We start from the raw sequence: 25,731 nt of genomic DNA, 5'->3' as shown, positions 1-25,731 counted from the left end.
CCCCTCACCCGCCCCGACCTGCTCCTTCACCCGCCGAGGGCAAGTCGTCGCACTCCGCTTGGACGACGTTCGCCAACCCGTCACACCAAAGTCGTGTACATGCCACTGCGCTCGCTCCTACGCTGCCACCGCACCCGAGCCCCGCCGTCTCTCCCACCGTCCGGAGGATCTCGTGCCCGCCGCAGCCGGTCACCCGCACAGTTCCCGCCGCCTTCGCCGCCGTCACCTCGTCGCCCTCGCCTCGGCCGTCGGCCTCGCCGCCACCTCGCTGGGCCTCTGGGCCTCGGACTCCGCGGCCGCGCCCACCGTCCCGACGCCGGACCACGTCGTGGTCGTGGTCTTCGAGAACCACGCCTACGGCCAGGTCGTCGGCAGCTCCGCCGCCCCGTACGTCAACTCGCTCGTCGCGGGCGGCGCCAACCTGACTGCCTCGTACGCCGAGACCCACCCCAGCCAGCCCAACTACTACGCACTGTTCTCCGGCGACACCCAGGGCGTCACCGACGACAGCTGCGTCGACCCCGGCTTCAGCGACGAGCCCAACCTCGCCTCCGAGCTGATGGGCGGCGGCAGAACCTGGGCGAGCTACAACGAGTCGCTGCCCGCCGAGGGATCCACCGAGTGCAGCGGCAACGGCGGCAAGTACCGCCAGAAGCACAACCCCTGGTTCGGCTTCGACAACGTCCCCACCAGCACGGCGCACACCTTCGCCGCCTTCCCGCGCGACTACTCCAAGCTCCCCACCGTCTCCTTCGTGGTGCCGAACATGTGCAGCGACATGCACGACTGCTCCGTGGGCACCGGTGACACCTGGCTCAAGAACAACCTCAAGGGCTATGCCGACTGGGCCAGGACCCACAACAGCGTGCTCCTCATCACCTTCGACGAGGACAACAAGCTGAGCGGCAACCGTATACCGACCGTCCTCTACGGCCAGCAGGTCAAGGCGGGCGCCACGTCCGGCACCACCTACAACCACTACGACGTCCTGCACACGCTGGAGACCATGTACGGCCTCCCGCACGCCGGGCACGCCGCCGATGCCAAGGACATCACCGGCATCTGGAACAGCTGACCGTGTACCTCACGGACGGCCGCACCACCCCGCACCCCTGCTCCGGCACCGCCGGCCGTGGCCCCGTCCCGGGCCGGCGGGCCGCCGTCGTACCCGGCACGGTCCTCGCGCTGGGCACCGTCAGCCTCGTCACCGACGTCTCGTCGGAGATGGTCAGCGCAGTCCTGCCGCTCTACCTCGTGGCCGGACTGGGCCTCTCGCCCCTCGGCTTCGGCCTCCTCGACGGCGTCTACAACGGCGTCGGCGCGCTCGTACGGCTCGTCGGCGGGCAGCTCGCCGACCGCGGGACCGGCGGCCACAAGGCGGTGGCCGCCGTCGGTTACGGCCTCTCGGCCCTGTGCAAGCCACTGCTGCTCGTCGCCCACTCGCTGCCGCTGATCGGTGCGGTGCTCGCCGCCGACCGCACGGGCAAGGGCCTGCGCACCGCGCCGCGCGACGCCATGATCTCGCTCGCCTGCGAACCGGCCGACCGCGGGCGGGCGTTCGGCGTGCACCGGGCGATGGACACCGCAGGAGCGCTGGTCGGCCCGCTGTTCGCCTTTCTGATCCTGCGGGCCGCCGCCGAAGGGTACGACGCCGTCTTCACCGCCAGCGGGTGCGTGGCGGCGCTGGGCGTCCTCGTCCTCCTGCTGTTCGTGCCGGGGCGCACGCGCCCGCACGCCGCGCCCCGAACTACCGGAGGCCGGTCCTCCGCACGGGACCTGCTGCGCCGGCCGGCGGTCCGCCGGCTCACCGGCTGTGCGGTGCTGCTGGGGCTGACCACCGTCAGCGACTCCTTCCTCTACCTCACCCTGCAACGCCGCCTCGACCTCGCCGAGTCCTGGTTCCCGCTGCTGCCGCTGGGCACCGCGGGCACATTTCTGCTGCTGGCGGTCCCGCTCGGCGCGGTCGCCGACCGGTTCGGCCGCCGACGGCTGTTCCTCTGCGGCCACCTCGCGCTGCTCGGGGCGTACGGGCTGCTCGTCGCCCCTGTCGGGGACTCCCCGACCCTGGCCTGCCTGGTGCTCACCCTGCACGGAAGCTTCTACGCCGCCACGGACGGCGTGCTCGCGGCGGCGACGGCCGACGCCGTCCCGGAGACGCTCCGGGGCAGCGGTCTGGCGCTGGTGCAGACCGGCCAGGCGGGCGCACGCTTCGCCTGCTCGATCGCGTTCGGCGCCGCCTGGACGGCCTGGGGGGACCGCACCGCCCTCGGCACGGCCGCCGTGGGGCTGGCCGTCTCCGCCGCCGTCAGCGCGCTGCTGCTGCGCCCCTCGCCCTCCGACGTCACACCGGAGCCCACCCGTTGAACCGCGAAATCCTGTCGAACCGCAAGGGCCGCCTGCTCGTGCTGCTCGTCGCCGTCCTGCTGCTGGCAGGGGTCACCGTGGGGGCCGTCCTGCACGCGGCCGACCGGGCGGCGGAGAAGGACCGGGCCCGGCCGGACGGCCCGGCCGTACGCTCCGGAAAGGTCACGCTGAACGCCCCGGGCCGCGGTGTCTTCCGCAACATGGCCTGGGGACCGCACCGGGACGAGATCGCCTCCGTCCCCGCGGACGACCCCACCGGCCCGCGCACCGCCTCCGGGGTCCGCTGCCTGCGCTTCCATGCGGCAGGGGGCACCGGCATCTGTCTCCAGTCCGCGCACAGCGGCCTCCGCGAGAGCTATCGCGCGGTCGTCCTCGACGCGCACCTGCGCGAGCTGCGCCGCTTCGACCTGGCGGGCATTCCGACGCGCGCCAGGGTCTCCCCCGACGGGCGCTCCGTGGCGTGGACGGTCTTCGTCAGCGGCGACTCGTACGCGACTGCCTCCTTCTCCACCCGCACCTCGATCGTCGACACCAGGACCTGGGCCGCGGACCGGAACCTGGAGGACTACCGGCTCTTCGTGGACGACCGTCCGTACCGGGCGGCGGACGTCAACGTCTGGGGCGTCACCTTCGCCGACGGAGACCGCTTCTACGCCACGGTGGCCACCGCCGGAAAGACCCATCTGGTCGTCGGCGACCGTGCGGCCCGGACGCTGCGGACCCTGCACGAGAACGTCGAATGCCCCTCCCTCTCCCCCGACGGGACGCGTATCGCGTACAAGAAGCGCGTCCAGGGCGCGTCCTCCGACGCGCCCTGGCGGCTGTACGTCCTCGATCTGCGCACGCAGCGGGAGACCGCCACGGCCGAGGGGCGGAACGTCGACGACCAGGCGGTGTGGGAGGACGGGCACACGCTGGTCTACTCGCTGCCCGGCGACTACGGCTCCGACCTGTGGACCGTCCCGGCCGACGGCTCCGGCCGCCCCAGGATGACGATGGCGGCGGCGCTCGCCCCCGCCTTCACCTAGGGGTCTCGCAGGACGCCGCTACCGTCCCAGCTCCTTGCGGGACACCCGGCGCAGCCGCTTGCGCTGCGACGGGTCCAGCAGCAGGTAGGCGCCGACCGGCACTCCGACGATCACCAGCAGTGCCGCCCAGAAGGGCAGCAGCCACAGCAGGACCACGCCCACGGCCACGCCGCCGACGGCCACCTTCGCCCTGTTGGTCATGTGCGTGCCTCCTTCGCGACGGCTGTCGCGACGCCTGCCGCTGTGCCCTTCGCAACGCCCGGCGGCCGTGCCCGGCCGCCCGGGCCGTCCGCGGCGGGGCGCCCCTCCGGTGCACGTGGCGCAGCGCCTACCGGCCGGAATCGACCAGTCCGGTTTCAGCGTACGCCCGGACCGGCCGCCTGCTCGGGCTCCGGCCGTTGGCGAGCGGGCGGGCCTGAAACCTCCGGATGGCGGAGAGATGCGGCAATGCGCCCGAGAGCACCGTGACATGGCTCACGCTCCGGACCCCCTCGTCCGGCGGTCGCGTCGTGTACCCTCGGCCGCTCCGGGCTCCACTAGTCAAATTTGAGGAATGCACATCGCTGTGACTCCGCCCCCTGCCGCAACGCCCTCGGACATCCTCCGGCTCGCCCAGTGCTCGGCCGTCTTCCTCCCCGGAGACCCCGCCCGCACGGGGCACATCGCCTTCTGGCTGCCGGACGGCACGCCTCCGGTCACCTCGGGTGCCGTCGAGGAGCTGACCGTGGCCGTGCCGGACGGCGACGACGTCGTCACCACGACCGTGCAGGCCACCCTGCTGCCCGTGCGCGAAGCCCTCCCCGCCCTCACCCGGGCCCGCGCCGCGCGGGCCGACGAGGCGGCCGCCTTCTGGGGCGCCGCCGCCGTGCTCGCCCTGCAACTGGCCGCCCGGGGCAAGCTGTTGCCGGGCCTGACCGACACCGATCACGACGCCTGGCGGGTGGGCCCGCTCACCCCCGACGACCTCGGCCGCGTGCACGAGCTGGCCGCCGCCATGCCCCCCGCCGCCCGCGCCGTCCCGCTCGCGGGCAGCGAACCGCCGCTGCTCCCGGAGCCGGAGCGGCTGCTCCGCGCCTTCCTCGACGCCGTCGCCGACGGCCTGCCCCGCTCCCCCGCCGCCGCCCTGGCGGCCGGCGGCCGTGCCTTCGCCGCCCCCGAACCGCGGCGCGTCCCCGAACTGCGCCCCTGGGCCGCGGACGTGGCCGCCGGGCACGACGCGGGGGTGCGGCTCTCCCTGCGCGTCGAGGTCCTCGGGCTGACCGGCGCCGGGGGCGGGACCGGTGAGGACGCCCGCCCCCGCTTCCGGGCCGTGCTCCAGCTGCACAGCCTCGCCGACCCGGCGCTCGTCGCGGACGCCGCCGACGTGTGGTCCGGGGCCTCGCCCGCGGCGGCCTCGCTCGGCCGGGGCGCCCGGATGAACGCCCTGCTCGCTCTGCGCCGCGCCGCCCACGCCTGGCCGGCGCTCTCGCCGCTGCTGTCGGAGGCCACCCCCGGCGCCCTTGACCTCGCCGACGAGGAGGCCGGCGAACTGCTCGGCGCGGCCTCCGCCGCCCTCGACGCCGCGGGCATCGAGGTCCACTGGCCGAAGGACCTGGCCCGCACGCTCACCGCGCGGGCCGTCGTCGGCCCGCCGGACGGCGCGGACGGCCGAGGGCCCGACCTCCGGTCGGGCCTGCCGCCCCTGCTCTCCGCCGATGCCCTGCTCGCCTTCGACTGGCGCTTCGCCCTGGGCGGCCGGGAGCTGACCCGGGCCGAGCTGGACCGGCTCGCGGAGGCCGCCCGCCCGGTCGTCCGGCTGCGCGACCAGTGGGTGCTGGTCGACCCGGAGGCGGTGCGCCGGGCCCGGGCGCGGGAGGACCGCAAGGTCACCCCCGTCGAGGCCCTCGAGGCCGCCCTCACCGGCCGGGCCCGCACCGGGGACGGCGCCGACGAGACCGTCGAGGTCCAGGCGACCGGCTGGCTGGCGGCGCTCCGCGACGCCATCGCCGACCCCGCGGCCGCCCGCGAGCCCGTGGCCCAGCCCGCCGCACTCGCCGCCACCCTGCGCGACTACCAGCTGCGCGGCCTGGACTGGCTGGGCCGCATGACCTCACTGGGCCTCGGCGGCTGCCTGGCCGACGACATGGGCCTCGGCAAGACCATCACCCTCATCGCCCTCCACCTGCACCGGCAGACCCTCCCCGAAGCGGCCGGCCCGACCCTGGTCGTCTGCCCCACCTCGCTCATGGGCAACTGGCAGCGGGAGATCGAACGTTTCGCCCCGGGCACCCCGGTACGCCGCTTCCACGGCACCTCGCGGAGCCTGGACGCCCTGGCGGACGGGGAGTTCGTCCTCACCACGTACGGCACGATGCGCCTGGACGCACCGCGGCTGGCGGAGGCCGGCTGGGGCATGGTCGTCGCCGACGAGGCCCAGCACGTGAAGAACCCCTTCTCGGCGACCGCCAAGGCTCTGCGCACCATCGGGGCGAAGGCGCGCGTCGCGCTCACCGGCACTCCGGTCGAGAACAACCTGTCCGAGCTGTGGGCCGTCCTCGACTGGACCACGCCCGGCCTCCTCGGCTCGCTCGGCGCCTTCCGCCGCCGCTACGCGGATGCCGTCGAGGGCGGCGCCGATCCGGCGGCCGCCGAGCGCCTCGCGGCGCTCGTCCGCCCGTTCCTGCTGCGCCGCCGCAAGTCCGATCCCGGCATCACGCCCGAACTGCCGCCCAAGACCGAGATGGACCGCGCAGTCGCGCTGACCGAGGAACAGACGGTGCTGTACGAGGCCGTGGTGCGGGAGATCCTCGCCGAGGTGGCGGGCGCCGACGGTCTCGAACGGCGCGGCCTGATCGTCAAGCTCCTCACCGGGCTGAAGCAGATCTGCAACCACCCGGCGCAGTACCTCAAGGAGAACGACCCGCGGATTCCCGGCCGTTCCGGCAAGGTCGAGCTGCTGGACGAGCTGCTGGACACGATCCTCGCCGAGGGCGCGAGCATGCTGGTCTTCACCCAGTACGTCCGGATGGCCCGGCTCCTGGAGCGGCACCTGGCCGCGCGCGGGGTGCCCGCCCTGCTCCTGCACGGCGGCACGCCCGTGGCACGGCGCGAGGAGATGGTGCGCCGCTTCCAGGAGGGCGAGGTCCCGGTCTTCCTGCTGTCCCTGAAGGCTGCGGGCACCGGCCTGAACCTCACCCGTGCGGGGCACGTCGTGCACTTCGACCGTTGGTGGAATCCGGCCGTCGAAACCCAGGCGACCGACCGCGCCTACCGCATCGGCCAGACCCAGCCGGTGCAGGTGCACCGCTTCGTCGCCGAAGGCACCGTCGAGGACCGCATCGCGGAGATGCTCGCGCGCAAGCAGGCACTGGCCGACGCCGTCCTGGGCACGGGGGAGGCCGCGCTGACCGAACTGACCGACGCCGAGCTGGCGGAGCTGGTGGCACTGAGGGGGACTGCACGATGACCTGGGGAAGTTCTGCGGACGGGCGCGACGAGCGCACCTTCGAGGCCTTGCCGCCCGCGCCCGGACAGGGCTTCGCCCGGAGCCCGTGGGGCCTGGCGTGGCTCAGGGCGCTGGAGGAGACGGCCCTGGACGGCAGGCAGGTGAAGGCGGGGCGCAGTCACGCCCGTGCGGGCGCGGTCGGCGCGGTGACGGTCCGGCCCGGCCGGATCACCGCGCTCGTACGCGACCGGGACGGCACGGCGCAGCGCGCCGACGTGATGGTCCAGCAGCTGTCCGGGGCCGACTGGGAACGGTTCCTGGACCTGGTGGCCGACCGTTCCGGGCACATAGCCGCCCTGCTCGACCGGGACATGCCGCAACACCTCGTGGAGGACGCGGCCGGAGTCGGCGTGGACCTGCTGCCAGGCATCGGCGATCTCGAGCCGGAGTGCGCCTGCGGGGCATGGGACCACTGCCTGCACACGACGGCCCTGTGCCATCAGGTGGCGCGGCTGCTGGACGAGGACCCGTTCGTGCTGCTGCTCGTGCGCGGGCGCGGTGAGCGCGAGCTGCTGGAGGAGCTTCAGGCGCGCAGCGCCGCCCGGGCCGAGGCCCCCGCCCGGCCGACTCCGGACGGCGTGCCCGCGCGCGAGGCGTTCGCGGCGCGCGGCTCCGTGCCGCCGCTGCCCGCTCCCCCGCCGCCGGTGGCGGAGCCGGGCCGTCCACCGGTACTCATCGGCACCGGGACAGCCGCACCCGGAATCGACGCCGAGGCGCTGGAGTTCCTGGTCGCGGACGCGGCCGAGCGGGCCCGCCGGCTGCTGGCCGAGGCCCTGGCGCCGGGGCACGGGCGGGCGCCCGTGCCGGAGCCGCTCACGGTCCGTCAGGACGCGGTGCGGCTCGCGGTGTCGGCGCCGGACCGGGTCGCGGCCCGGCTGGCGGCCGGGTGCGGCTACGGGCGGGCGGCACTGGCCCGGGCCGTGCGGGCGTGGGGGTACGGCGGCCCGGCCGCGCTGGCCGTGCTCGAGGAGGAGTGGGAGCCGGATCCCGAAGCCCTCGCGCTCGCCCGCGGTCAGCTCGCCGCCGCATGGGCGGAGGACGGGAGCGCGCCGCGACTGCGGGCGGCCGGCAACCGCTGGACGGCTCCGGGCACGGACGCCCAGCTGCGCTACGGCCGTGACGGTCGCTGGTGGCCCTACCGCAAGGAGGGAGGCCGCTGGCAGCCCGCGGGGCCCTGCGACCGCGACCCGGCGACGGCCCTGGCGATGGTGCTCGCCGGCAGCTGACGGTCCGTCGGCAGGCGGCCGCTAGAAGCCGAAGATCCCGCTGGGCAGGCCGCTCGGCAGCTGTGAGGGGAGGGTCGAGGGAAGGGCGCTGGGCAGCCAGGAGGGAAGGGCGCTGGGCAGGCCGCTCGGCAGGGCCGGCGACGCCGAGGTGCTGCTCGCGCCCACGGGCTCGCCGTCCTTCCCCGGCCCGCCGCTCCCCTTGTGCCCGGTCACCAGCACCGCGCCCAGCGCCACTCCGGCGACCGCCACCACTGCCGTGGCGACCAGGCCGAGCCGCCGCCCGCCGCCCCGGCCGGCCGACGGATCGGGCAGCCAGGGCGGCTGCGCGGGCCCGAAGCCGCCGGGCGGGGGCATCGGCGGCCCCGTGGGCGGTCCGTACGGCGGACCGGCGGGCGTTCCCGGTGGAGAGGCCATACGGCCAGCGTCCCCGCGCCCGCGCTTCCGTGGCGGTGCGGTGACGGTACCGCCACAGTTTCCGTGCCGGACCTCGACATTCCAACGGCCGGGCATCCGCGTGGCGTTACCGGGAGATAGATCCGCTGTCCGTACGATTTAACGGATGACTGCCGAAATCACCCGAATGCGGGTCAACGGGGCGGGGCCGGAGCACACCGGGTGCTCAGCGACCCGAGCGCAGGAACGCCTCCAGGCCCGCCAGGTCGTCCGTGTTGAGGTAGTCCACCTGCGCGGCGAGCAGCTCCCGCCAGAGGGCGTCGCGCGCGGGGCCGGGCCGGTCGGGCGTGGCCCAGAAGCGCACCTGACGGCGCTCGGCGTGCGCGGCGGCGACGATCCGCAGGAGTTCCGCCCGCTCCCGCTCGGGCATCGGTCCCTCGCCCTGCCAGCCGAAGTGCTGCCCCCAGTTGTCGCTGATGAGCGGGGCGAAGGAGGCGGGTGCGCCGCCGAGGTCGCCGAGCCTGCCGTCGTAGAAGGCGTGCCGCACCCGCTCCGCCTCCATGGGCCCCCGCGCCCCGCGGTCCCCGGAGACCACGGCCGTCACCGCTCCCCGGCGCACCCGTCCGGCGGTACAGGAGCTGAGCATGGAGTGGTACGGGCGCAGGTGCCGGGAGAGCGCGCGGTAGGTGGGATCGCCCGGCGACTTGACGTCGATGAGCAGCTGGAGCGTGAGGTCGTAACCGCGGTAGACGCGGCCGTGGTTGGCTCTGACGCGGCGCAGCAGCGGGTCGAGGTAGAGGGCCTCCAGAGTGCGCCGCGGGTCGAGCTGCGAGGCGTCGTGCGCCACGAGGAGCCGGTCCCCGACGAGCCAGATGTCGGCCTCGACGCTGTTGAAGCCGTGCGAAAGCGCATCGGTGAGCGGGCGGGCGTGCTCGTAGTCGTTGTGCGCGTGGGCGTGCCGCAGCGGGGGCTTGCCGCGGCCGGTCGCGTCGGCGTCCGGCGAGTCGGCGAGGGCGCGGGGCGTGACGGCCCCGGCAAGCGCTGCTCCGAGGGTAATGACGGCGGCTCGGCGGGTGCGGGACATGGGGCTGCCTCCGGGCGGAGCGGGCGAATAAGCGTGGTCTGCACGGGCCTTCGCTGGTGAGTATCCGGGCCCACCGGGCCTTTTGACAGGGATGTGCCGAGAGTTGCCCAGGCCGACGTCCTGGCGTTCCTTGTCGTTCTTTCGGGGCATGGTTAAGTCCCGTGCGTCATGGCAGAGTTGACGAGACCTCTGGGGTGACTGTGGGCAGACGTGTACGCCGCGTGCGCGCGGTGATGACGGTACTGATGGCATGGGTCTCGCTGGTGGGTGGGGGCGGCACCGCATGGGCCGAGGCGGACGAGCTGACCCCCCTGCTGAGCGCCCCGTCCTCGCTCGGGCCGGGGGTGACGTACCGGAGCTTCTCGCTCAAGGGCTCGCACGGACGGGCGTTCGGGCATCTGCTGACGGTCGATCTGCGCAACCGGCACGTGTCGGTGGACCTGCTGCACCCGGGAGCGGTCGCGGCGCGGGCCCGGATGTCCCGGCTGGCCGAGCAGCGGGGCGCGGTGGGTGCGGTGAACGGCGACTTCTTCAACATCACCGAGGCCCAGCACCCGGGCGTGGAGGCGACGGGGGCCCCGGTGGGCCCGGCCGTCGCGGGCGGGCGGGCACTGAAGGCGGCGGTGCCGGACGGCCAGCGCTTCGGTCCGCAGATGCCGTCGGGGGTCACCACGGAGGACGTCCTCGCGGTGAGCACCGAGGGGGTGGGCCGGCTGGACCGGCTCGAACTGGACGGGGCGGTGCGGACGGAGGACGACGAGCTGCCGCTGAGCGGCCTCAACCAGTACGCCCTGCCGGTCGACGGGATCGGCGCATTCACATCGGCATGGGGCAAGGCCTCACGGGTGCGGGCGACCTGCGGCACCGACCGGGACCGCGGCGCGCCGTGCAGCGGCGACACCTACGAACTCACCGTCAGGCACGGGCGGGTGGCCTCGGTGGCGAACCGGCCGGGCCGGGGCGCGATCGCGCGGGGCTCGGTGGTGCTGGTGGGGCGCGAGGAGGGGGCGCGTGAACTGCGCAAGCTGGCGGTCGGCAGCCGCGTCGAGGTCGACGAGCAACTGCGGGCGCGGCGGTCCGGAGCCCTGCGGTGCGCGATCGGCGGCTTCCCGATCCTCCGCGACGGCCGCGCGCTGTCCGGGCTGGACCGGGCGACGCCGGCGGTGCGCACGGCGGCGGGCCTGGCCGACCGGGGGCGGCTGCTGTACCTGCTGGCACTGGACGGCGGCCCCGCCTACCGCTCCGGGCTGACCGTCGCCGAACTGGCCCGCGCAATGCGGAAGCTGGGGTCCGTCGACGCCTTCAACCTGGACGGCGGCGGGTCCTCCACGCTGGTCACGAGGGCCCCGCACGAGAGCGGGGCGACGGTGCGCAACCACCCCTCGGGCGGTGCCGAACGGCCCGTGGCCAACGGGCTGGGCGTGTTTATCCGACCTTGACATCAGGCTTTAATCCCATCCGTTTGAGTGATCGCGTCGGCCCTATTCCGCTGCTAGCTTCGAATGGGGTCGATCGGGAATTCCTCGCAGTTCCGTAATGGACAGTTCCGTATGGATGGGTGGGCTTTCGAATATGACAACGCCAGTGGAGTCCGGTACCGCCGCGGCCAATCCACCGGGCCGGCTGAGTCTGGGCACGGAGGCGGCCCGGAATCTGGCGACGACGACCAAGACCGTGCCGCAGATGCAGGGGATCACCTCGCGGTGGCTCCTGCGCCTGCTGCCGTGGGTCCAGCTCTCCGGCGGCACGTACCGGGTCAACCGGCGGCTCACGCACACGCTCGGGGACGGCCGGGTGGAGTTCTTCACCACCGGCGCGGAGGTGCGGGTCATCCCGGCGGAGCTGGGCGAGCTGCCGCTGCTGCGCGGCTTCGCGGGCGAGGAGGTGCTCCAGGAGCTGGCCGGCCGGTTCGCCCAGCGCGAGTTCCGGCCCGGCGAGGCCCTGGTGGAGGCCGGGCAGCCGGCCGACCAGGTGGTCCTGCTCGCCCACGGCAAGGCCGAGAAGGTACACGCCGGTGAGTACGGCGAGCCCGCCGTGCTCGGCGTGCTCGCCGACGGCGGGTACTTCGGCGACCGGCCGCTGGCCGACGGCGCCCCGGGCGACTGGGAGTTCACGGTCCGGGCGGTGACGCCCTGCACGGTGCTGACGCTGTCGCACCAGGACTTCCAGGAAGTACTGGAGCGCTCACACGAGTTGCGCTCCCACGTGGACGCGTACCGCGCCCGGTCCGCGCTCCCGCAGAACGAGTACGGCGAGTCCGCCATCGACCTGGCCGCGGGCCATGTCGGCGAGCCCTCGCTGCCCGGGGTCTTCGCGGACTACGAGCCGTCCCCCCGCGAGTACGGGCTGAGCGTCGCGCAGACGGTCCTGCGGGTCCACACCCGCGTCGCCGACCTCTACAACGAGCCCATGAACCAGCTCGAACAACAACTCCGCCTCACCATCGAAGCCCTGCGCGAACGCCAGGAGCACGAGATGGTCAACAACCGCGAATTCGGCCTCCTCCACAACGCCGCCCTCAACCAGCGCATCCACACCCGCAGCGGCCCACCCACCCCCGACGACCTCGACGAACTGCTGGCGACCGTATGGAAGGACCCCACTTTTCTGCTGGCGCACCCGCGCACCATCGCGGCGATCACCCGCGAGTTCAACCGCCGGGGCATCTATCCGGACAGCGTGGACGTGAAGGGCCACGCGGTGCCCGCCTGGCGGGGGGTGCCCATCTTCCCCTGCAACAAGATCCCGGTCAGCGAGACGGGCACCAGCTCCGTCCTGCTGATGCGCACCGGCGAGCAGTCCCAGGGTGTCGTCGGACTGCACCGCACGGGAATTCCCGATGAATACCAGCCCAGCCTTTCCGTGCGATTCATGGGCATCAGCGAACAGGCAATCATGTCCTATCTGGTGAGCGCCTACTATTCCGCGGCGGTCCTGGTGCCGGACGCCCTGGGAATTCTCGAGAACGTCGAGATCGGGCACTGAGCAGCCCGAAGGACGAACCGAAAGCGGAGTGACGGAGAAGTCGTCGCCCCCGGCCGGGGGCCGCGACCGCTGCCGGGCGGGCCCATCGGTCTGGGCACAGCCGCCGCCCGATGACGCGGCCTCGCGGACCCCCGGCCCTGCCCCGGCGCCGACGCCCCGCCACGCCCGCCAGCAGCCACATCCGCACCGCCTTTCACGTCATGTTTCGCACAGATGGGTGAAGACCACTTATGACCACGTCAGTGGAGCCGGACCAGTCCGGGCAGCCGACCCCGGAGCAGCGCGGCTCGGCACAGCTGAGCCTCGGCACGGGCGCGGCCCGGCAGCTCGCGACGACCACCAAGTCCGTGCCCCAGATGCAGGGGATCTCCTCGCGCTGGCTGCTCCGCGTGCTGCCCTGGGTGCAGGTCTCGGCCGGCACCTACCGGGTGAACCGGCGGCTGACCTACACCGTCGGCGACGGCCGCGTCGAGTTCGTCTCGACGGGCGCGGAGGTGCGGGTCATCCCGCCGGAGCTGGGTGAACTGCCGCTGCTGCGCGACTTCGCCGACAGCGCCGCGCTGGAGGCGCTGGCCGACGCGTTCGTCCAGCGGGAGTACGCGCCCGGCGACACCCTCGTCGAGTCGGGACGGCCGGCCGACGAGATCTTCCTCGTCGCCCACGGCAAGCTCACCAGGACCGGCACCGGCAAGTACGGGGACGAGACCACCCTCGGCACCCTGGCCGACGGTGACTACTTCGGCGAGCGGGTCCCCCTGGAGCCGGAGGCGACCTGGGGCTTCACCGTGCGGGCCGTCACCCGCTGCACGGTGCTGGCGCTGCCGCTCCGGGCCTTCCAGGAACTGGCCGAGCGCACCGAGTCCCTGCGCTCGCACGTCGCGGACTTCGCGGCCCGCCCGCCCGCACCCCCGGCCAACAAGCGCGGCGAGGCGGACATCGCGGTGACCTCGGGGCACATCGGTGAGCCGGTCATCCCCGGCACGTTCGTCGACTACGACCTCAAGCCCCGTGAGTACGAACTGAGCGTCGCGCAGACGGTCCTGCGGGTCCACACCCGCGTCGCCGACCTCTACAACGAGCCCATGAACCAGCTCGAACAACAACTCCGCCTCACCATCGAAGCCCTGCGCGAACGCCAGGAGCACGAGATGGTCAACAACCGCGAATTCGGCCTCCTCCACAACGCCGCCCTCAACCAGCGCATCCACACCCGCAGCGGCCCACCCACCCCCGACGACCTCGACGAACTGCTGTCCCGGCGCCGCAAGACCCAGTACCTGCTGGCGCACCCGCGCACGATCGCCGCGTTCGGCCGCGAGTGCAACAGCCGTGGCCTCTACCCGAAGAACATCGAGGTGCTGGGCACGGCCGTACGCTCCTGGCGCGGGGTGCCGCTGCTCCCCTGCAACAAGATCCCGGTCAGCGAGACGGGCACCAGCTCGATCATCGCCATGCGGACGGGCGAGGAGAACCAGGGCGTCGTCGGCCTCCACCAGACGGGCATCCCGGACGAGTACCAGCCCAGCCTCAATGTGCGCTTCATGGGCATCAACGAGCAGGCGGTCTCGTCCTATCTGGTGAGCGCCTACTACTCGGCCGCGGTGCTGGTGCCGGACGCCCTGGGCATTCTGGAGGACGTCGAGATCGGACGCTGAACCCCACGGCCGGGCCCCGTGCGGGGCCCGGCCGGATCAGGGCCGGACGCCGCCGACGAGCTGGGTGGTGGCCGAGAGGCCATTGGAGATCGTCGGCGCCACGCTGGTGCTCGCGAGCAGGAAGCCCAGCAGGATGCAGACGAGTGCATGCCCGAACTTCAGGCCCCCGTTGCGCATGAACACCACTGCCAGGATCAGAAGCAGCAGAACCACGGAGATCGAGACGGCCATGGCGTACCTCCTCGGCGGAGCGGCGGTTGTCCGCCAGTCTGGCCCATTCCACCGCCCGGAACCGCGCGGCAGGCATACTCCATCCGGGTATGGATGTCACCGGTTCGGACGGCTGCCGGGGGCCCGATGGCCCTGACCGGGATGCGGGAACCCGCCCGTGCGGCAGTCACCGGGCCCGGCCTCTCGGGCTCGTGTTCGACAGGCGCCGGGCCCACGGCGTGCCTAGGCTGACGGAATGAGCCGAACAGCCCGGGACGGCGGACCCGCCACGGCGCCGGAAGCCGGAGTGCAGGAGCGGCCGGGACAGGGCGGACGGGACACCGCCTGGCACCGCCTGCTGCACCGGGTGCCCAACGGGTTCGCGCTCTTCTTCGGCCTGCTCGGCGTCTTCTGCGCCCTCACCGCGCTGATCCCGCCACTGCGGCACGCGGCGGGGCCGGTCACCCGGACCCTGGACCTGCTGACCGTCCCCACGGCCCCCAACCTGGCCTACGCCGTCTTCCTGCTCCTGCTCGCCGCGGCCATGACCGCCCGCAAGCGGGTCGCCCTCTGGTTCGTCATCGGCTACCTCTCCCTGCTGCTGCTCGCGGACGCGCTGCTGCTGGCCGTGGGCTACTGGGACATGGTCCCGTCGACGGTGGTGAGCGCCGCCGCCATCGCGCTCCTGCTGCTGGCCCGGCGGGAGTTCTACGCGGCCTCCCGGCGGGGGGCGTTCCTGCACGCCCTGGGCGTCCTCGTGGCCGGTCTCACCGTGGCCGTCCTGGTCGGCTGGGGCCTGGTCTCGCTCTTCCCGGGCTCGCTGGAGCCCGGCGGCGGGAACCGGCTGCTGTTCGTGGCCAACAAGGTGTGCGGCGGCCTGGTCAGCGGCCGGCACTTCACCGGGCACCCGCCGCACTGGCTCTACTTCCTCCTCGGCCTGTTCGGCGCGCTCGCCCTGCTCAACGCGGCCATGGCGCTCTTCCGCTCCCAGCGCCTGGAAGCGGCCCTGCACGACGACGAGGAGCCCCGCATCCGCGCCCTCCTCGGCCGTTACGGCGCCCGGGACTCGCTCGGCTACTTCGCCACCCGCCGCGACAAGGCCGTCGTCTTCTCCCCCAGTGGAAAGGCCGCCGTCACCTACCGCGTCGAGGCGGGCGTGTGCCTGGCCTCCGGCGATCCGCTGGGCGACCCCGAGGCATGGACCCCGGCCATCGAGGCATGGCTCGAGCTGGCGGGCCGCTACGGCTGGCAGCCGGCCGTCATGGGCGCCAGCGAGGAAGGCGCCAAGGCATTCGCCCGCTCCGGGCTCGGCGCGCTGCAACTGGGCGACGAGGCCATCCTCCAGGTCGCCTCCTTCGACCTCGAGGGCCGCGAGATGCGCGTGACCCGCCAGGCCGTCCACCGCGTGGAGCGCACGGGCGCGACCGTGCGCGTACGGCGCCACTCGGCGCTGTCCGACGAGGAGATGGGCGAGGTCATCCGGCGCGCGGACGCCTGGCGGGACACCGAGACGGAGCGGGGCTTCTCCATGGCCCTGGGCCGTCTGGGCGATCCCGCCGACGGGGACTGCCTGCTCGTCGAGGCGTTCGACAGCGAGGGCACGATGATCGCGCTGCTGTCGTTCGTGCCGTGGGGGCCCGACGGGATCTCGCTGGACGTGATGCGCCGCGACCGGGCCGCGCCCAACGGCGTCATGGAGTTCATGGTCGCACGGCTGTGTGCGCAGGCCGGGCGGTTCGGCATCAAGCACATCTCCCTCAACTTCGCCGTCTTCCGCTCGGCCTTCGAGGAGGGGGCACGCATCGGCGCGGGTCCGGTGCTGCGGCTGTGGCGCAAGCTGCTGCTGTTCTTCTCCAAGTGGTGGCAGCTGGAGGCGCTCTACCGCTCGAACGTCAAGTACAACCCCGAGTGGCACCCCCGCTTCCTGTGCTACGCCGACGCGGGCGCCCTCGCCCGGATCGGGCTGGCGGCGGGGATCGCCGAGGGCTTCGTCTCGGTCCCGAGCCTGGGGAAGCTGTGGAGCCGGGGCCGTCCCCGGGGCATCACCAGCCCCGCCTCCACCGCCGGGCTGCCCTCCCTGACGGAACTGGGCTTCGGGCCCGGTGACGGGGCCGCCGGGGCGCCACCGGCCGACGAACTGGCCAGCCTGCCGGAGCAGGTGCGGGTCCGGCGGCACAAGCTGGAGCGGCTGCGGGCGGCCGGCGTCGACCCCTATCCCGTGGACGCCCGCCGCACCCACACCCTCGCTGCGATCCGCGCCGCGCACTCCGGCCTCCCGCCCTCGGCCCGCACCGGGGAGCACGTGACCGTCACCGGCCGGGTGCTGCTGATCCGCAACCACGGCGGGATCGCCTTCGGCCTGCTCCGCGACTGGTCCGGCGACCTGCAGCTGGTCTTCACCCGCGACGGCTCCGGCGAGGAGCTGCTGCGCCGCTTCGCCACCCACGTCGACCTGGGCGACCACCTCGAGGCCGAGGGCGAGGTCGGCACCACCGACCGGGGCGAGCCGAGCGTCTTCGTCACCCGCGCCCGGATGACCGCCAAGTGCCTGCGCCCGCTGCCCGACAAGCGGCGGGGCCTGACCGACCCGGAGGCCAGGGTCCGGATGCGCTATGTGGACCTGGCCGTGTCCCCGGCGGCCCGGCACACCCTGCGGGCCCGCAGCGCGGCCGTGCAGGCGCTGCGCCGCGGCCTGCTCGACCGCGGCTTCCTGGAGGTCGAGACGCCGATGCTCCAGCAGGTCCACGGCGGCGCGAACGCCCGGCCCTTCACCACCCACATCAACGCCTACGACCTGGACCTGTACCTGCGGATCGCGCCGGAGCTGTATCTGAAGCGGCTGTGCGTGGGCGGTCTGGAGAAGGTCTTCGAGCTGGGCCGGACGTTCCGGAACGAGGGCATCTCGTACAAGCACAACCCCGAGTTCACGATGCTGGAGGCGTACCAGGCGTTCGCCGACTACGACGTGATGCTGGACCTGACGCGGGAGCTGATCCAGGAGGCGGCCGTCGCCGCGCACGGCTCGGCGATCGCGGTGCGGACGGACGCCGACGGGAAGCGCACCGAGCACGACATCTCGGGGCAGTGGCCGGTGCGGACCGTGTACGGCTCGGTCTCCGAGGCGCTGGGCCAGGAGATCGGCACGGACACGCCGGTCGCGGCCCTGCGCGCGCTCTGCAACGCGGCGGGCGTGCCGCACGGGCCGGAGGACGGGCATGCGGACATGGTGCTGGAGCTGTACGAGCGGCTGGTGGAGGAGCGGACCACCTTGCCCGTCTTCTACAAGGACTTCCCCACTGACGTCTCGCCGCTCACCCGCCGGCACCGGGCCGATCCCCGGCTCGCCGAGCGCTGGGACCTCGTCGCCTTCGGCACGGAGCTGGGCACGGCCTACTCCGAGCTGATCGACCCCGTGGAGCAGCGGCGGCGGCTGACCGCGCAGTCGCTGCGGGCCGCGGGCGGCGACCCGGAGGCGATGGAGCTGGACGAGGACTTCCTGCGCGCCCTGGAGTACGCGATGCCGCCGACGGGCGGGCTGGGGATCGGCGTGGACCGGCTGGTCATGTTCCTCATGGGGCTGTCGATCCGGGAGACGCTGCCGTTCCCGCTGGTGCGGCACCGCTGAACGCACCTGCCGCGGGCGAGAGTTCCCGCCATGCGACCGTGCGGTCGCACCAGCGGTTGAGCAGTGCCGGGTCGTGGCCGACGGCCAGCAGCCCCGCGCCCGTCTCCCGGCGGTAGGATTCGACGACCGCCACCAGCGCCGCCGTCGTCGAGGCGTCCAGCATCGCCGTCATCTCGTCGCAGATCAGCCAGCGCGGGCGCAGCGCGAGCGCCCGTGCGAGGCAGGCGCGCTGGAGCTGTCCGTCGCTGACCTCGTGCGGGCGGCGGGCGAGCAGCTCGGCCGAGAGCCCGACGGCGGGGGCCAGTTCGCGCAGCCGGTCCGCGGTCTCGGCGCGGCGGCCCGTAGCCCGCAGCGGCTCGGCGATCAGGTCGCGCAGGCGCAGCCTGGGGTCGGCGGCCTGCCGGGGCTGCTGGAAGACCACCCCGAAGGCGGTGCGCTGCTCGCGTGGCGCGCGGTGGCGCCAGCCGCGGGCGGGCTCCCCGTCGAGGACGACCGTACCGGCCACCGGCCGGTGCAGCAGGGCGGCGACGCGTGCGAGGGTGGACTTGCCGCAGCCGCTGGGGCCGAGCAGGCCGACGGCCTCCCCGCCGTGGACGGTCAGCGACACGTCGCGCACGACGGGCTCGCGCCGGTCGTATCCGGCGGTGATGTCGCGCAGTTCAAGCACGGGCGGTCTCCTCGGCGGCCGGGTGCGGGCGGTGGCAGGCGACTCCGCCGGCGAGGGCCGGTACGGTCCCGCACGCCGCCGTCGCCCGGGTGCAGCGCTCCGCGAAGGCGCAGCCGTCGGGCAGCGCGCCCAGCTCCGGCGGCATGCCGGGGATGGGGGTGAAGGCCCGCTCGGGCAGGGCGTCCAGCAGTCCGCGGGCGTAGGGGTGCCGGGGGCCGGGCGGGCCGAAGAAGGCTGCCGTGTCGGCGACTTCGACGATGCGGCCCGCGTACATCACGGCGACGCGGTCGGCGATCCGCTCGGCGGCCGCGAGGTCGTGGGTGATCATCAGCAGGGCGTGTCCGGCGTCGGCGTGGCGGCGCAGCTCGTCCACCGTGCGGTCGACGAGTTCGCGGTCGAGGCCGGTCGTGGGCTCGTCGGCGAGCAGCAGCGGGGCGTCCCCGACGAGTGCGAGCGCGGTGGCCGCGCGCTGGGCGAGGCCGCCGGACAGCTGGTGCGGGTGGCGGTCGAGGTGGTCGGCGGGGAACGCCGCCCGCGCGGCGGCCTGCTCGACGGCCCGGTGCAGCGCCGCGCCGCGCGCCCCGGTCAGCTCGCGCACGGTCTCGCGCAGCTGCGCGCGGACGGTGCGCACCGGGGTGAGGTGTGCGGCGGGGCTCTGCGGGACGAGGCCGATGCGGCGGCCCCGTACGGTGCGGGCGAGCGTGCGCTCGTCGGCGGCGATCAGGTCGAGGTCCCCGAGGCAGGCGTGCCCGGTGGTCCGGGCGTTGCCGGGCAGCAGGCCCAGCAGCGCGGAGGCGAGCACGGACTTGCCGCAGCCGCTCTCGCCGACGAGGGCGAGGCACTCCCCCTGCCGGAACCGGAAGGACACGTCGGTGACGGCGGCGATCTCGCGGCCTCCGCGCATGCGGAAGCGGACGGACAGGTTGCGCACGTCCAGGGCGGGAGTCGTCACAGGGTCGGCTCCGATCGGCGCCTGGGGTCGAGCCGCTCGCGCCAGGCGCCGGCCAGGCCCGCCACGGCGAGGGTGGGGACGACGATGAACAGGCCCGGGAAGAGCGTCGGCCACCAGTCGCCGGCCAGCAGCGAACTGCGGGCGCCGTTGACCATGTTGCCGAGGCTGGCCTCGTGCGTGGGGAGGCCCAGGCCCAGGAAGGAGAGGGCGGACTCGTGCCAGATGGCGTGCGGGACCATGAGCACGGCCGCGAGGGCCGCTTGGGGCAGGACGCCCGGCAGCAGGTGACGCACCGTCACTTGTCGGCGCGAGGAGCCGCCCGAGACGGCGGCGTCGATGTAGGGCCGGGTGCGCAGGGAGAGCACCTCGGCCCGGACGATGCGGGCCGTGGAGAGCCAGTGGGTGACCGCCACCGAGGCGATCACCGGTCCGATGCCGGGCCGGAAGAGGGCGACGACGAAGATGCCGAGCAGCAGGTGCGGCACGGACGAGAAGAGGTCCACCACGCGCATGACGGCGCGGTCCGTCCACCCGCCGAGCGCGCCCGCGAGCGCCCCGGCCGCCGTGCCGAAGAGGGTTGCGACGAGTGCGGCGACGACGCCGACGAGCAGGGAGACCCGGAGTCCGTACACGCAGCGCAGGAGCAGGTCGCGGCCGACCTCGTCGGTGCCGAAGGGGTGCTCCAGGCTCGGTGGGCGGAGCCTGGCGGCGAGGTCGACGGCCTGTTCGTCCAGCGGCACTGCGAGGGGGACGAGCAGCGCGGCGAGGACGACGGCCGACAGGACGAGCAGGGAGACGCGCAGCCTCGTGGCGGGACTAGCGGTCATAACGGTCACGGTCACATCTCCTGATGGGACACCCGCGGATCGACGAGCCCGTACAGCAGGTCCGCGAGGAGGTTGCCGAGCAGCACGGCGGCGGTGGCGAGCACGGTGAGCGCCGCCAGCAGCGGGAAGTCGGTCTTGGTGGCGGCCTCGACCGTCGCGGAGGCGATGCCGGGCCAGCTGAAGACGGTCTCCACGAGCAGGGCGCCGGTGATCAGCTCGGGCACCCGGGAGCCGACGAGCGTGAGGACGGGCAGCAGCCCGGACCGCAGCGCGTGGCCGAGGAGCACGGTCCGCTCGCTCAGGCCGCGGGCGCGCGCGCCGCGCACGGGGTCCTCCGCGAGGGCGTCGCCGACGCCCTGGCGCACGTACAGCACGAACCAGGGCAGTTGGGTGACGGCCAGGACGGCCGCGGGGAGCACGAGGTGGGAGGCGATCTGCCCGGCTCCGGCCGCGTCGCTGCCGGTGTCGGTGAGGCCGCCGGCGGGGAGCGCGTCGAGGCGGAGGGCGAAGAACCAGATCGCGAGCAGCCCGAGCCAGAAGGGCGGTGCCGCTTCGAGCGTGTAGGACAGGGCGGTGACGGTGCGGTCGAGGAGGCCGCCGCGGCGCCGGGCGGCGAGCACGCCGAGCGCGGTGCCCACGGTGACGGCCAGGGCGAAGGCGACGCCGCACAACAGGACGGACCAGCCGATGCGTTCGCCGATGACCTGGGCCACGGGCTGGCGCAGGGCGGTGGAGTCGCCGAGGTCGCCGGTGAGGGCGGCGGTGAGCCAGTCCCACCAGCGGGCGACGAACGGCCGGTCGGCGCCGAGGTTCTCGCGCAGTTGGTCGAGGACGCCCCGCCCGGCGCCGAGCCCGGCGGTTCCGGCGTAGGCCTTGGCGGGGTCGAACGGCGAGGCCGCGGCGAGGGCGAAGACCCCGAGGGTCACGGCGGCGAGCAGGGGGACGGCGGCCAGCAGCCGCCGTCCCGCCAGGCGCGCCATGGGCCCCCAGGGGAGGGTGCGGAGGGCGGGGGTCACTGCTTCGGCTGCCAGGCCTCGACGTTCCACCAGGGCCCGGCGCCGAGGCCGTGGTCGTGGGGCTCGGTCTGGGTGGTGACGTCCTGCCAGCGGTCGCTCATCACGTAGAGGTGGTCGACGTGGGTGAGGAAGGTGTAGCCGGGGTTGTCGGCGAGGCCCTGCTGGACCTTGTCGTAGGCGGCCTTGCGGGCGGTTCCGTCGCCGCTGCGGCGGCCTTCCTCCAGGGCCTTGTCGACGTCGGGACTGGCGTAGGCGGCCATGTTGTTGAAGCCGTCGAGGGCGAGGGAGGAGTGCAGCAAGTTGTAGAGGTCGAAGTCGGGGTCGGCGGGGTTGCCTCCGCCGGCGAGGACGGCGTCGTCCTTCATGCGCGGCTCGATGACCTCCCAGGTGCCGCTCTGCACCTTGACCTCGATGCCGGTCTTCTTGGCGTCGGAGGCGAAGGCGAGGGCGTGCTCCTCGCGGAGCTTGTCCCCGGCGGGGAACCAGAGGGTGAAGGAGGCGCGCTGTCCGTCCTTCTCCCGGACGCCGTCGGTGCCGGGCTTCCAGCCGGCGTCGTCGAGGAGCTTCTTCGCCTTGTCCGGGTCGTACGGGCGCTCGGTGCCCTTGGCGAACCACTCGCTGTCGGTGGGGACGGGCCCGTATCCGGCCCGGCCCGCGCCCTGGAGCAGCTTGTCGACCATGGTCTTGCGGTCGACGGCGAGGTCGAGTGCGCGGCGGACGGCGAGGTCGCCGGTGACCTTGTGCGCGGTGGGCAGGGTGACGCCGCGGAAGTCGGTGGTCCGGGCGGTGACGGTCACCTTGGACCTGTCGCCCTTGAAGCCCTTGGCGAGGTCGGGCGGCAGGATGGCGCCGTCGAGGTCGCCGGAGCGCAGCCGGGTGGCGCGTACGTCGTCGTCCTTGACGATCGCCATGGTGAGCTTCTTGACCGCGGGCTCGCCGCCCCAGTAGCCGGGGTTGGCCTTGAAGGTCAGCTTCTCGCCCTTGCTCCAGCCGGTGAGGACGTACGGGCCGGTGCCGATGGGCGCGGTGTTGAAGGAGCCGGTGTTGACGTCCTGGTCCTTGGCCGCGTGCTCGGGGGCGATGGGCAGGACGGTGCGCTCGGCGAAGGGGGCGTAGGCGTACTTGAGCGTGAAGACGACGGTGTCGTCGCCCCGGGCGGTGACGTCGCCGATGGCGTCGAGTTCGCCCTTGGCGGCGTTGTTGGTCTTCTCGTCGAGGATGGTCCGGTAGGTGAAGACCACGTCCTTCGCGGTGAAGGGCTCGCCGTCGCTGAACTTCACGCCCTGGCGGAGCTTGTAGGTGTACGTGCGCCCGTCGTCGGTGATCTTCGGCAGCTCGGCGGCGAGGGCGGGCCGGAGCTTCATGGCGGCGTCGCGGCGGAGCAGCCCGTCGAAGACCTTGGAGTTGCCGTCCTTGCCGTAGCCGAGGAGGGGGCTGAGAGTCTCGGGCTCGTTGGCGAGCCCGACGACCAGCGAGTCCTTGCTCCCGGTCCCCTTGCCGCCCGGCGTCGAACAGGCCGCCGCTCCTGCCGCGAGTACGCCTGCCATGGCCGTGGCGGCCACTCCCCGTACGGACCGGGCCGTCATGCACTGCACCTCTTGCTCACATCATGAAAATCTGCAATTGCGAATCACTCGCAATTAAACAACAGGCAAAGGGCTGGTCATGAACCGGGGGTCGGGGCAGGCCCCGTGCTGCCGCGCGGGAGCAGGCGGGGCAGGTCGTCCTGGGCGCTCACCGCCGGGGCGCCGTCGAGGAGGGCGATGAGGCGGCGTGCCGCGTGCCGGCCGAAGGCGCCGGTGTCGCGGGAGAGTGCGGTGAGCACGGGGTGGGTGTTGCGGCAGAGGACCGAGTCGTCCCACGCGACGATGGAGAGTTCTCCGGGTACGGACAGACCGCGCTCGGCGGCGACGGCGAGGCCTGCCACGGCCATCACGTCGTTGTCGTAGACGATCGCCGTGGGGGGCCGTTGGGCGGCCAGGGCGTGGCGGGTGGCCTCGGCGCCCTGGGCGTCGGAGTAGTCGGTGGTCACCGACCGCACCTCGGGCAGGGCGAGGCGGGCCGCCTCGGCGCGCAGGGATTCGATCCGGCGGCGGGTGTGGGCGAGCCCGGGCAGGCCCGCGACGTGCACGATGCGGCGATGGCCCAGGGCGTGGAGGTGGCCGACGACCGAGGCCATCGCGCCGCTGTCGTCGGCCCGGACGACGGAGATCGCCGCGCCGGGCGGCAGCGCGTCGCGGCCCGGGCCGCGGCCGGGCGCCCCGATGACCACGGCGGGCAGGGCGAGTTCGGCCAGGAGGGCCGGGCGGGGGTCGCCGTCCCTCGGGTCGACGACGAGGAGGCCGTCCACGCGGTGCTCGGCCCACCAGCGCCGGTAGACCGCGCACTCGGCGTCCAGGTCCTCGACGACCTGGAAGAGCAGCCCGAGCCGGCGGACGGCGAGCGCCTCCTGGATGCCGGAGACGAGCTGGAGGAAGAACGACTCGACGCCGAGGGTCCGCGCGGGGCGCGCGAGGACCAGGCCGACGGTCGCCGAGCCCTCGCCGGACAGGGCCCGGGCGGCGGTGCTGGGCTGCCAGCCGAGCTGTTCGGCGACGCGCCGGATCCGGTCGCGGGTGGCCTCGGAGACGCCGGGGCGGCCGTTGAGGGCGAAGGACACCGCGCTCTCCGAGACGCCCGCGCGGCGCGCGACGTCCTTCATCGTCGGACGCCGGGCCGGGGTGCGGCGCATGGCTTGCTTCCTCCTGCTAAAGCGCTTGAGCACCAACACACTAAAGCGCATTAGCCGTTGCCGGAAGTATTGACGCGACTCCCGTGCCGGGTGCAGGTTTTGAGCTGCCTCCTGCCGACCCGATCGAAGGAGCTCGTCGGTCATGCCCGGATTCCGGCCGCCGTCCCGGCCGCGCAGTGCAGCCGTCACCACCGCCCTCCCGACCGCCCTCCTGCTGGCCTCCGCGTCGGTGCTCTCCGGCTGCGGATCGGGCGGGGACGGCGGCGGATCGAGCGCCGGGGGAAAGCCCGAGGGTGAGATCACCTTCCAGACCTGGAATCTGCGGGCGAACTTCAAGGACTACTTCGACGGGCTGGTCGCGGAGTTCGAGAAGCAGAATCCGGGTGTGCGGGTCAAATGGCTGGACCAGCCCGCCGAGCACTACGCCGACAAGCTCGGCGCGGACGCCGCCAACGGATCCCTGCCGGACGTCGTCAACGTCTCCCCGGACCTGTCCTGTCCGCTGGCCCGTGCCGGGGTGCTGATGAACCTCGACAAGGAGAAGGCCGCCGCACGCTTCAAGGGCGAGTACACGCCGGAGTCCTGGCAGGGCAACACCCTGCCGGGGCTGGACGGTTCGTACGCCTTCCCGTGGTATCTCAACACCGGCCCGCTCTTCTACAACAAGGCGCTCTTCCGCGCCGCCGGACTCGATCCCGAGAAGCCGCCCAGGAGCTACGACGAACTGTTCGCGACGGCCATGGCGATGGCCGCGAAGTCCGGTGGCAGGACCGCCACCCTCGCGAACACGCCGTCCGTCGAGGACTTCGGCCGCTACGGCGTGCGGCTGATGAACGACGACGCCACGAAGTTCACCTACAACGAGCCCAAGGGCGTGGAGCTGCTGGGCAAGTACAAGGAGCTGTACGACCGCGGCGGGCTCGACCCGCAGGCGCTCACCAATACCCCCGAGAAATCCGGCCAGAAGTTCCTGGAACAGAAAGTCGCGATGAATCCGGGCAGCGCGCACGACCTGGAGACGTTCAAGAAGAACGCGCCGACGCTGTACCGCGAACTCGGCATCACCGACGCCCCGAACAACACCGGCAAGCCCAATATGTACGTCATGGGCCTGGCCGTCAGCGAGAAGAGCAGACACAAGGCCGCCGCGATCGCCTTCGCCCATTTCGTCACCGACCGGAAGAACCAGGAGGCCTTCGCGCACAAGGTCGCCGTCTTCCCCAGCACCAGGGGCTCGCTGGAGGAGCCGTACTGGACCGAGGAGGACGGCACCGACGAGGGCCGGGTCCGGGTGGCCTCGGCGAAGATGCTGAAGGGCGCGGTCAACTACACGCCCGTGGTGATGAGCGACGAGATGAAGACCGTGCTCAAGAACGAGGTCGCCAGGGCTCTGCAGGGCAAGAAGTCGCCCCGGCAGGCGCTGGACGACGCGGCCGCGCAGAGCAACAAGCTGCTGAAGCAGGGCTGAGCCCGGTGCGACGCCC

20 protein-coding genes are annotated in these 25,731 nt (G+C 73.5%); 10 read left to right on the top strand and 10 right to left on the bottom strand.

Going from position 1 to position 25,731, the window contains the following annotated elements; translation table 11 throughout:
• Nucleotides 1–172 precede the first annotated feature (172 nt).
• Genes AC1Z4A_RS29155 through AC1Z4A_RS29145 form a run of 3 tightly spaced genes read left to right on the top strand, consistent with a single transcriptional unit; the run spans nt 173 to nt 3,392 of the window.
• The gene (locus AC1Z4A_RS29155; RefSeq protein ID WP_483682854.1) at nt 173–1,075 is read left to right on the top strand and encodes an alkaline phosphatase family protein; all 903 of its coding nucleotides are present in this window, start codon (nt 173–175) and stop codon (nt 1,073–1,075) included.
• Between the two features lie 2 nt (nt 1,076–1,077).
• The gene (locus tag AC1Z4A_RS29150; protein WP_483682853.1) at nt 1,078–2,364 is read left to right on the top strand and encodes an MFS transporter; all 1,287 of its coding nucleotides are present in this window, start codon (nt 1,078–1,080) and stop codon (nt 2,362–2,364) included.
• Nucleotides 2,361–3,392: a TolB-like translocation protein gene (locus AC1Z4A_RS29145; protein WP_483682852.1), complete on the top strand. Its 1,032-nt coding sequence runs from the start codon at nt 2,361–2,363 to the stop codon at nt 3,390–3,392. The genes AC1Z4A_RS29150 and AC1Z4A_RS29145 overlap by 4 nt, the downstream gene beginning before the upstream one ends.
• An 18-nt stretch (nt 3,393–3,410) precedes the next feature.
• Here the strand turns inward: AC1Z4A_RS29145 and AC1Z4A_RS29140 are convergent, their stop codons facing one another.
• The gene (locus AC1Z4A_RS29140; protein WP_483682851.1) at nt 3,411–3,593 is read right to left on the bottom strand and encodes a hypothetical protein; all 183 of its coding nucleotides are present in this window, start codon (nt 3,591–3,593) and stop codon (nt 3,411–3,413) included.
• A gap of 352 nt (nt 3,594–3,945) precedes the next feature.
• On the opposite strand from AC1Z4A_RS29140, the gene AC1Z4A_RS29135 reads away from it, so the two are divergent.
• Both AC1Z4A_RS29135 and AC1Z4A_RS29130 read left to right on the top strand, forming a co-directional pair.
• Nucleotides 3,946–6,837, top strand: coding sequence for a DEAD/DEAH box helicase (locus AC1Z4A_RS29135; RefSeq protein WP_483682850.1), 2,892 nt, complete (start codon nt 3,946–3,948; stop codon nt 6,835–6,837).
• The gene (locus tag AC1Z4A_RS29130; RefSeq protein ID WP_483682849.1) at nt 6,834–8,102 is read left to right on the top strand and encodes an SWIM zinc finger family protein; all 1,269 of its coding nucleotides are present in this window, start codon (nt 6,834–6,836) and stop codon (nt 8,100–8,102) included. Before AC1Z4A_RS29135 ends, AC1Z4A_RS29130 begins: the two co-directional genes overlap by 4 nt.
• Before the next feature lie 21 nt (nt 8,103–8,123).
• On the opposite strand, the gene AC1Z4A_RS29125 is transcribed toward AC1Z4A_RS29130, so the two are convergent.
• Nucleotides 8,124–8,516 (bottom strand): hypothetical protein, encoded by a 393-nt coding sequence (locus AC1Z4A_RS29125; protein WP_483682848.1) that lies wholly within the window; start codon nt 8,514–8,516, stop codon nt 8,124–8,126.
• A 205-nt stretch (nt 8,517–8,721) separates the two neighbouring features.
• Nucleotides 8,722–9,579, bottom strand: coding sequence for a phosphatidylinositol-specific phospholipase C/glycerophosphodiester phosphodiesterase family protein (locus AC1Z4A_RS29120; RefSeq protein ID WP_483682847.1), 858 nt, complete (start codon nt 9,577–9,579; stop codon nt 8,722–8,724).
• 221 nt (nt 9,580–9,800) lie between these two features.
• Here AC1Z4A_RS29120 and AC1Z4A_RS29115 point away from each other — a divergent pair, with 221 nt between their 5' ends.
• The 3 genes from AC1Z4A_RS29115 to AC1Z4A_RS29105 all read left to right on the top strand — a co-directional run bounded on the left by AC1Z4A_RS29115 (nt 9,801) and on the right by AC1Z4A_RS29105 (nt 14,219).
• Nucleotides 9,801–11,018 (top strand): phosphodiester glycosidase family protein, encoded by a 1,218-nt coding sequence (locus AC1Z4A_RS29115; protein WP_483683767.1) that lies wholly within the window; start codon nt 9,801–9,803, stop codon nt 11,016–11,018.
• 133 nt (nt 11,019–11,151) lie between these two features.
• Nucleotides 11,152–12,564, top strand: a complete 1,413-nt coding sequence (locus tag AC1Z4A_RS29110; protein WP_483682846.1) for a family 2B encapsulin nanocompartment shell protein — start codon at nt 11,152–11,154, stop codon at nt 12,562–12,564.
• A 230-nt stretch (nt 12,565–12,794) separates the two neighbouring features.
• Complete coding sequence (locus AC1Z4A_RS29105) at nt 12,795–14,219, top strand: family 2B encapsulin nanocompartment shell protein (RefSeq protein ID WP_483682845.1); 1,425 nt, start codon at nt 12,795–12,797, stop codon at nt 14,217–14,219.
• Between the two features lie 36 nt (nt 14,220–14,255).
• Here AC1Z4A_RS29105 and AC1Z4A_RS29100 read toward each other — a convergent pair whose 3' ends face one another.
• Nucleotides 14,256–14,450: a hypothetical protein gene (locus AC1Z4A_RS29100; protein WP_483682844.1), complete on the bottom strand. Its 195-nt coding sequence runs from the start codon at nt 14,448–14,450 to the stop codon at nt 14,256–14,258.
• Between the two features lie 235 nt (nt 14,451–14,685).
• Between AC1Z4A_RS29100 and lysX the strand changes: the two genes are divergently transcribed.
• The gene (gene lysX / locus AC1Z4A_RS29095) at nt 14,686–18,054 is read left to right on the top strand and encodes a bifunctional lysylphosphatidylglycerol synthetase/lysine--tRNA ligase LysX (RefSeq protein ID WP_483682843.1); all 3,369 of its coding nucleotides are present in this window, start codon (nt 14,686–14,688) and stop codon (nt 18,052–18,054) included.
• Here the strand turns inward: lysX and AC1Z4A_RS29090 are convergent.
• The 6 genes from AC1Z4A_RS29090 to AC1Z4A_RS29065 form a co-directional block, all read right to left on the bottom strand.
• Nucleotides 17,999–18,721, bottom strand: a complete 723-nt coding sequence (locus AC1Z4A_RS29090) for an ABC transporter ATP-binding protein (protein WP_483682842.1) — start codon at nt 18,719–18,721, stop codon at nt 17,999–18,001. The genes lysX and AC1Z4A_RS29090 overlap by 56 nt on opposite strands.
• Nucleotides 18,714–19,625: an ABC transporter ATP-binding protein gene (locus AC1Z4A_RS29085; RefSeq protein ID WP_483683766.1), complete on the bottom strand. Its 912-nt coding sequence runs from the start codon at nt 19,623–19,625 to the stop codon at nt 18,714–18,716. The genes AC1Z4A_RS29090 and AC1Z4A_RS29085 overlap by 8 nt, the downstream gene beginning before the upstream one ends.
• Nucleotides 19,626–19,669: 44 nt before the next feature.
• Nucleotides 19,670–20,500, bottom strand: a complete 831-nt coding sequence (locus AC1Z4A_RS29080; RefSeq protein ID WP_483682841.1) for an ABC transporter permease — start codon at nt 20,498–20,500, stop codon at nt 19,670–19,672.
• An 11-nt stretch (nt 20,501–20,511) separates the two neighbouring features.
• Nucleotides 20,512–21,480 (bottom strand): ABC transporter permease, encoded by a 969-nt coding sequence (locus AC1Z4A_RS29075; RefSeq protein ID WP_483683765.1) that lies wholly within the window; start codon nt 21,478–21,480, stop codon nt 20,512–20,514.
• Between the two features lie 32 nt (nt 21,481–21,512).
• Nucleotides 21,513–23,102 carry an ABC transporter substrate-binding protein gene (locus tag AC1Z4A_RS29070; protein WP_483682840.1) on the bottom strand — a complete coding sequence of 530 codons (1,590 nt, stop codon included), beginning with the start codon at nt 23,100–23,102 and terminating at the stop codon, nt 21,513–21,515.
• 77 nt (nt 23,103–23,179) lie between these two features.
• Complete coding sequence (locus tag AC1Z4A_RS29065; RefSeq protein WP_483682839.1) at nt 23,180–24,247, bottom strand: LacI family DNA-binding transcriptional regulator; 1,068 nt, start codon at nt 24,245–24,247, stop codon at nt 23,180–23,182.
• A 142-nt stretch (nt 24,248–24,389) separates the two neighbouring features.
• Here AC1Z4A_RS29065 and AC1Z4A_RS29060 point away from each other — a divergent pair, with 142 nt between their 5' ends.
• Nucleotides 24,390–25,715: an ABC transporter substrate-binding protein gene (locus tag AC1Z4A_RS29060; protein ID WP_483682838.1), complete on the top strand. Its 1,326-nt coding sequence runs from the start codon at nt 24,390–24,392 to the stop codon at nt 25,713–25,715.
• The last annotated feature ends 16 nt before the right edge of the window (nt 25,716–25,731 follow it).

This window comes from Streptomyces sp. 17_S59 (assembly GCF_056930295.1).
The sequence above is the reverse complement of the archived record's forward strand: the minus strand, read 5'-3'. Positions and strand labels throughout refer to the sequence as shown.

Bases quoted from the DNA above. Each gene is read 5' to 3' on its own strand.
- AC1Z4A_RS29140 (WP_483682851.1), bottom strand. From the start codon at position 3,593: ATGACCAACAGGGCGAAGGTGGCCGTCGGCGGCGTGGCCGTGGGCGTG.
- AC1Z4A_RS29135 (WP_483682850.1), top strand. From the start codon at position 3,946: ATGCACATCGCTGTGACTCCGCCCCCTGCCGCAACGCCCTCGGACATC.
- AC1Z4A_RS29130 (WP_483682849.1), top strand. From the start codon at position 6,834: ATGACCTGGGGAAGTTCTGCGGACGGGCGCGACGAGCGCACCTTCGAG.
- AC1Z4A_RS29125 (WP_483682848.1), bottom strand. From the start codon at position 8,516: ATGGCCTCTCCACCGGGAACGCCCGCCGGTCCGCCGTACGGACCGCCC.
- AC1Z4A_RS29120 (WP_483682847.1), bottom strand. From the start codon at position 9,579: ATGTCCCGCACCCGCCGAGCCGCCGTCATTACCCTCGGAGCAGCGCTT.
- AC1Z4A_RS29110 (WP_483682846.1), top strand. From the start codon at position 11,152: ATGACAACGCCAGTGGAGTCCGGTACCGCCGCGGCCAATCCACCGGGC.
- AC1Z4A_RS29105 (WP_483682845.1), top strand. From the start codon at position 12,795: ATGACCACGTCAGTGGAGCCGGACCAGTCCGGGCAGCCGACCCCGGAG.
- AC1Z4A_RS29100 (WP_483682844.1), bottom strand. From the start codon at position 14,450: ATGGCCGTCTCGATCTCCGTGGTTCTGCTGCTTCTGATCCTGGCAGTG.
- lysX (WP_483682843.1), top strand. From the start codon at position 14,686: ATGAGCCGAACAGCCCGGGACGGCGGACCCGCCACGGCGCCGGAAGCC.
- AC1Z4A_RS29085 (WP_483683766.1), bottom strand. From the start codon at position 19,625: ATGCGCGGAGGCCGCGAGATCGCCGCCGTCACCGACGTGTCCTTCCGG.
- AC1Z4A_RS29080 (WP_483682841.1), bottom strand. From the start codon at position 20,500: ATGACCGCTAGTCCCGCCACGAGGCTGCGCGTCTCCCTGCTCGTCCTG.
- AC1Z4A_RS29075 (WP_483683765.1), bottom strand. From the start codon at position 21,480: ATGGCGCGCCTGGCGGGACGGCGGCTGCTGGCCGCCGTCCCCCTGCTC.
- AC1Z4A_RS29070 (WP_483682840.1), bottom strand. From the start codon at position 23,102: ATGACGGCCCGGTCCGTACGGGGAGTGGCCGCCACGGCCATGGCAGGC.
- AC1Z4A_RS29065 (WP_483682839.1), bottom strand. From the start codon at position 24,247: ATGCGCCGCACCCCGGCCCGGCGTCCGACGATGAAGGACGTCGCGCGC.
- AC1Z4A_RS29060 (WP_483682838.1), top strand. From the start codon at position 24,390: ATGCCCGGATTCCGGCCGCCGTCCCGGCCGCGCAGTGCAGCCGTCACC.